The sequence below is a fragment of the Streptomyces sp. NPDC098789 genome (assembly GCF_044759975.1).
In the GTDB taxonomy this organism is placed as follows: Bacteria; Actinomycetota; Actinomycetes; order Streptomycetales; family Streptomycetaceae; genus Streptomyces.
This window is the reverse complement of sequence record NZ_JBIWAJ010000005.1, coordinates 1-6,041: the sequence shown is the minus strand read 5'-3', so window position 1 is coordinate 6,041 and position 6,041 is coordinate 1. Positions and strand designations below refer to the sequence as shown.

5 protein-coding genes are annotated in these 6,041 nt (G+C 74.8%); all 5 read right to left on the bottom strand.

Translation table 11 applies throughout. From position 1 onward, the window contains the following. Positions 1 to 1,555 (bottom strand): condensation domain-containing protein (locus tag ACIQWR_RS12640; RefSeq protein ID WP_404007550.1); only part of this gene is annotated, 1,555 nt, incomplete at its 3' end. A 4-nt stretch (positions 1,556 to 1,559) separates the two neighbouring features. Further along, positions 1,560 to 3,449 carry an amino acid adenylation domain-containing protein gene (locus ACIQWR_RS12635; protein ID WP_404007547.1) on the bottom strand — a complete coding sequence of 630 codons (1,890 nt, stop codon included), beginning with the start codon at positions 3,447 to 3,449 and terminating at the stop codon, positions 1,560 to 1,562. A gap of 5 nt (positions 3,450 to 3,454) precedes the next feature. Beyond that, the gene (locus tag ACIQWR_RS12630; protein WP_404007545.1) at positions 3,455 to 4,492 is read right to left on the bottom strand and encodes a TauD/TfdA family dioxygenase; all 1,038 of its coding nucleotides are present in this window, start codon (positions 4,490 to 4,492) and stop codon (positions 3,455 to 3,457) included. An 84-nt stretch (positions 4,493 to 4,576) separates the two neighbouring features. After that, the gene (locus tag ACIQWR_RS12625; protein WP_404007542.1) at positions 4,577 to 5,392 is read right to left on the bottom strand and encodes a thioesterase II family protein; all 816 of its coding nucleotides are present in this window, start codon (positions 5,390 to 5,392) and stop codon (positions 4,577 to 4,579) included. Next, the coding region (locus ACIQWR_RS12620; RefSeq protein WP_404007539.1) for a phosphopantetheine-binding protein at positions 5,389 to 6,041 on the bottom strand (653 nt) is incomplete at its 5' end. The genes ACIQWR_RS12625 and ACIQWR_RS12620, both read right to left, overlap by 4 nt.

Genomic DNA, 6,041 nt, shown 5'->3' with positions numbered 1-6,041 from the left:
CGCCGTTGCGGAAGAAGTTGTCGTCGCCGTCGTGGTGGGTGCGGCCGAGGGTTTCGGCGAAGAGTCCGCAGAGGATCTCCTCGCGGGGCGAGAGGGCGTGCGCGCCGCGGGGGCCGGGGGCGGCCGCCCGTTCGGCCTCGGCGCGGGCGGCCAGCGCCGCGAGGTGGGAGCGGCGGGCGTCGAGCGCGGCGCCCTCCTCGGTGGTGAGCAGGTCGAGTCGGCCCAGGCGTGCGGTCGGATCGGTGGCGAAGGCGGTGAGGGTGCGGGCGAAGACGTCGAGCAGGAGGCGTGCGGTGGACGCGTCGAAGAGGTCCTCGGCGAACTGCACGGCGAGGTCGATCCCGTCGGGCCGCCCGTCCGCGGTGTGCCGCTGGGCGCAGTACCAGGTCAGGTCGAACTTGGCGGCCGCGAGGTCCACCTCCGCGAGCCGCCCCCCGATCGCGCCCGGGCCGCTGCCGAGCGACACCGGCTCCGCGGCGTCGCCCGCGTCCACGGTCAGCATCACCTGGAAGAACGGGTGCAGCCCCAGGGAGCGCTGCGGGGCGAGGTGCTCCACGAGGAGGTCGAAGGGCAGCTCCTCGTGCTCGTAGGCGGCGAGGTCCGCGTCCCGCACCCGCTCGACCAGCTCGCCGACCGCCGGGTCGCCCGAGAGGTCGGTGCGCAGCGCCAGGGAGTTGACGAAGAAGCCGACGAGGTCGTAGAGGTCCTCCTCGGGACGCCCCGCGACGGGCGCCCCGATCACCACGTCCTGCCCGGCCCCCACCGCCCCGAGGGCGGTGGCCAGCGCGGCGCGGGCCACCATGGTCATCGTGGCCTGCCGGCCGCGACCGAGCGCCAGCAGTCCGCCGTGGGCGGCGGCGTCGAGCCGCGCGGTCAGCGTGGCCCCCCGGCCCGAGGGCTCGACGGGGCGCGGCCGGTCGGCGGGCAGCGCGATGACGGCCGGGGCGCCCGCCAGGGCCGCCTGCCAGTGGTCCAGCTGCTCGCGGGCCAGGCTGTCGGGGTCGGCGGGGTCCCCGAGCAGTTCGTGCTGCCAGAGCGCGTAGTCGGCGTACTGGACCGGCAGCGGCTGCCACGCGGGGGCGGTCCCGGTCAGCCGGGCCGCGTAGGCGGAGCCCAGATCCCGCAGCAGCGGGCGCACGGACCAGCCGTCGGTGGCCACGTGGTGGATCAGCAGGACCAGTACCGAGGTCCCGTCACCGGGCACGAACAGCCGTGCCCGCAGGGGTGGTTCGACCGTGATGTCGATCGTCTCCCGGGTGAACCCGGCGACGATCCGGTCCACTTCACCGGGCGCGCAGTCCTGCACCACGAGCCCGGGCAGCTCCGCGGCCGTCAGCACCCGCTGGTGGGGTTCCGCGTCGGCGCCCGCCGGCAGCACGGTGCGCAGCACCTCGTGCCGGCCGGTCACATCGGCCAACGCCGCGCCGAGCGCGGCGGTGTCGGGCACCGCGTCGAGGTGGAGCACCACCGGCGCGTTGTAGGTGGCCGACGGGCCGTGCAGCCGCCCCAGGAACCACAGTCTGCGCTGGGCGAACGACAACGGGATCACGGTCATGTCCTCACTGGTCCTGGCTTGCGGCGGTGGCGTCGACGAGCGTGTCGATGAAGGCGGCGAGGTCGCGCAGCCGGGGGTTGGCGTAGACCGCCTTGACCGGCAGCGAGACGCCGAGTTCGGCGCGGACCCGGGACACCAGCTTGATCGCGAGCAGCGAATGGCCGCCCAGCTTGAAGAAGTTGTCGTCGGGCCCGATGTGCGGGGCGCCGAGCACGACCGCCCAGACCCGGGCGATCAGCTGCTGCGAGCTGGTCAGCTCGGCGGCCTCCCCGGCGCTCGCAGCGGCCGGCTGCGCCGCGGGCGCCACCGGTGCGGGCAGCGCGGCGCGGTCCAACTTCCCGTTGGTCGTGGTGGGGAAGCGCTCCAGGGCCACGAAGGCGGAGGGGACCATGTAGCCGGGCAGTTCCGCGCCCAGCCGCTCGCGCAGCCCGGCCTCCGTCACCGTGCCCGCCCCGGCCTCCGCGGAGCCCCCGGCGGCGGCGGTCCGGTAGTACGCGACCAGGCCCGGCGCTCCGTGGACGTCGTCCAGCAGCACCACGGCCGCCTCCGCGACCCCCGGGTACGCGGCCACCGCCGCCTCGATCTCCGGCAGTTCGATGCGGTGACCGCGCAGCTTGACCTGCCCGTCGGCCCGGCCCAGGTAGCCGAGGCGGCCGTCCGGGAGCAGCCGCACGAGGTCGCCCGTGCGGTACATCCGGCCACCGCCCGCGGGGGCCCGCCCCGCGTCGGCCACGAACCGCTCCGCCGTCAGCCCGGGACGGCGGCGGTAGCCGCGGCCCACGCGCGGCCCCGCCAGGTAGAGCTCGCCGCTGCCGCCGACCTCGACCGGCTTCAGCTCCTCGTCCAGGACCCGCATCAGCAGGCCCGGCAGGACGGCGCCGATGTGCGGCTCGTCCGCCCCGTCGATCCAGCCCGCCGTGGAGTCCACGGTGCACTCGGTGGGCCCGTACAGGTTCACCGCGCGCAGCACCCCGGCGCGGGTGCGCTCCCCGATGCGCTGCCACAGGGCCGGGCTGATCGCCTCGCCGCCGATCAGCAGGGTCAGCGGGCGCGGCCCGCCGTCCGCGGTCAGCAGGTCCAGCAGCGGATCGGCGTGCGAGGGGGTGATGTCCAGGTCGGTCAGGGCCTGTTCGTCGACCAGCGCGGCCAGCAGCGCCGGGTCCGCGCGGGTCTCGTCGTCGATCATGACGAGGGTGTCGCCGCGGCAGATCCGCACCCACTGCTGCACGGAGGCGTCGAAGGACGGCGAGGCGTTCCAGCCGACCCGCCCGCCGTCGGTGACGGCGATCCCCGCGCCCTCCAGCTCGGCGAGCAGCGCGGCGGCGGCGGCGCGAGCGATCTCGACGCCCTTGGGGCGGCCGGTGGAACCGGAGGTGTAGATGACGTAGGCCAGCGTGTCGGCGCCCACGGCCACCGGGGCGTACGGGCGCCCCTCGCCCGGCGCGGTCAGCTCGGCCACCGGCAGGTGCGGCACGCCCTCGGCGAGCGGAGCCGCGCCGGCGCCGGAGGTGACGACCAGGTCGGCGCCCGCGTCCTCGACGAGGTAGCGCTGCCGTTCGGCGGGCAGCTTCGGGTCCACGGGCAGGTAGGCGGCCCCCGCGGTCAGCGTGCCGATCAGCGCCGCCACCAGGTCCGCGCCGCGCGGCAGGCACAGCGCCACCACGCTCTCGGGACCGATCCCGCGGGCGGTGAGCCGGTCGGCGATCCGCTGGGCCTCGGCGCGCAGCGCGTCGAAGTCCAGCTCGCGGTCGCCGGCGACCACGGCGGCTCGGGCGCCGGGCACCAGAGCGAGCCGCGCCAGCAGATCGGCGGGGGAGGGGTCCTGGGGGAGGGAGAGGGGCAGCGGGAGGACGGCGTCGAGGGTGCGGGGACGCTCGGGGAGTACGGCGGTCATGGTGGTCACTTCCCGAAGACGGTGGTGGACGGCTGGGTGGCGGGGGAGCAGTCGTCGAGCGCGACGGGCTCGCCCATGGCGACGAGGATCTTGCGGTCGCCCTTGAAGGCCTCGCGGCCGTGTGCGCAGAGGATGTTGTCGACGATCATCAGGTCGCCCTGCTGCCAGGTCTCCCGTACGGTCACCCGCTCGTAGACCTCGTTGATCGTGTCGACCTCGGCGTCCGTGAGCCGGGTGCCGTCGCCGAGGTAGGTGTTGAAGGGCAGGCCGTCCTCGCCGTACGTCTCCACGAGCACCTCGCGGATGTCCTCGTCCAGGGTCCGCACGTTCCAGAAGGCGAAGTGGTTGAACCAGGTGCGCTCGCCGGTCACCGGGTGGGTGACGATCGCCGAACGACGCTGGCGGGTGATCATCGAGTCGTCGTCCTCGACCCACTCGTACCCGACGACGTTCTCGTCGCAGTACGCCTCTGCCACGGCCTTGTCCTCGGTCGCGAAGGTCTTGTACCAGGGCAGCCCGGCCAGCTCGGAGTAGTTGCGCACGAGCAGCCAGCCCGCCCGCTCGAAGCGCTCCACCAGCTCCGGCGGCAGCAGCCGCAGCGCCTCGCGCATGTCACCGACGGTCGTCGCGCCGCCCTCCTCGGGGGCGGTCACGCAGCCGAAGAGGAGCACGCCGGGGAAGTCGAGGGTGTAGCTGTTCTCGTTGTGCAGCCGGATGGGCTGGAGGGCGGGCAGGTCGGTGGAGGAGAAGACGCCCTCGCCGAAGTCGGTGCGCGGAGTGGCCTTCTCCTTGTAGCCGGCGCGCTGCTGGATGAGCGCGTCCCGGGCCCGGGCGAAGGAGGCCGCGTCGACGACGGGCAGCCCGCGCAGCAGCACGGCGCCGCTGCGGTGCAACTCGGCCTGGATGGCGGCGCGGTGGGTGTCGACCCAGGCGACGGCGGCGTCGAGGTCCAGGCCCTGCGGGGTGTGGACGACGACGGGCTTGCCGGGCTCGCGGACCGGGTCGATCCCGGTGTGCGCGGGGGCGGTGACGAAGGTGGTCATGGAAAGTCCTTAAGGGAAAAGGGAGTTCGGGGCGGAAGGGGGCGGGCGGGCCGCGCGGTCGCGGGGGCCGGCCCGCGGAGCCGGTTACGCGGACGTGGCGGTCGCGTGGGCGCCGAGCGCCCCGGAGAGCAGGTCGAAGAAGGCGGGCAGCTGCTGCTGGAAGTAGAAGTGGCCGCCGGGCAGGATCCGGGTGGCGAAGTCGTGGTCGGTGACCTCCGCCCAGCGCTCCAGGGCCTCGGCCGGTACCACCGGGTCGGCGTCCCCGCCGACCACCAGGACCGGGCAGTCCACCCGGGCCGCCTCGTCGGCGCAGCGGTAGACGTCGTCGATGGCGAAGTCCGCGCGGATGGACGGCAGGATGATCTCGCGCAGCTCCGGCTCGTCGAGGATCCCGTCGTCCGTGCCCCCGCGCTCCTTGATGGCCGCGACCAACTGGTCGTCGTCGAGCCGCTCGGGGTACACCGCGCTCGGGTTGGGCAGGAACGGCGCCCGGCACGCGGAGGCGACGAGGTGGCGCGGCGTGTGCCCGGCCGCCTGCAGGAGCCGTACGACCTCGAAGGCGACCAGCGAGCCCATGCTGTGCCCGAGCACCACCAGGTCCTCGGTCACCCCGGCGGGCAGCGCGGCCACGACCGGGCCGGCCAGGTCCGCGATGTCGCGGGGGAGGTCCTCGGCGAACCGGGCGCCGCGGCCGGGGTACTGGCCGATCAGCAGCCGGACGTCGGCGGGCAGGTGCTCGCGCCATTCGGCGTAGGCGTGGGCGTTGCCGCCGGCGTGCGGCAGGACGAGCAGCGAGAGGCGCTGCGGACCCTCGCCCGGCAGGTCCCACACGACGTCGTCGGGGGCCGGGGCCGGGAAGTCGGCGTCGTGGTCGAGGTCGAAGGAGGCGGTGCTGGTCATGAGGAGCTCCGTTCGTGGTCGGTGCCGGTGCGGCGGCGCAGGGCGGGGCGGGCCCGGCGGGGCGCGGCCGGTGCGCCGGCCGCCTCGGACCGTGCGGTCTCGATGCGGTGGGCGAGGGTGGCGGGGGTGGGGTTCTGGAAGATGTCGCGCAGGGAGAGGGCGACGCCGAGGGTGGTGGCGATCCGGTTGGTCAGGCGGGCGGCGAGCAGGGAGTGGCCGCCGTGGTCGAAGAAGCCGTCGTCGATGGAGAGCGGCGCGGGCGCGCCCAGCGCCTCGGTGAAGTAGCCGCGCACGGTCTCCTCCAGGGGAGTGCGGGGCTCGCGGCCGCCGACCGTGGTGACGGCCTGCGGTGCGGGCAGGGCGCGCTTGTCGATCTTCCCGTTGGGGGTGAGCGGCAGCCGGTCCAGCAACACGACGAAGGCCGGGACCATGTGGTCGGGGAGCAGGCTGCGCAGCCAGATGCGGATGTCCTGCGGGGCGGGCGCGGGGTCCGGGCCGGCGGCGGTGACGTAGGCCGTCAGCTGCGGGGTGCCGTGGTGGTCCGGGTGGGTGGCGAGTGTGGCTTGGGTGATGTGGGGGTGGGTGGTGAGGGTGGTTTCGATTTCGGTGGGTTCGATGCGGAAGCCGCGGATTTTGATTTGGGTGTCGG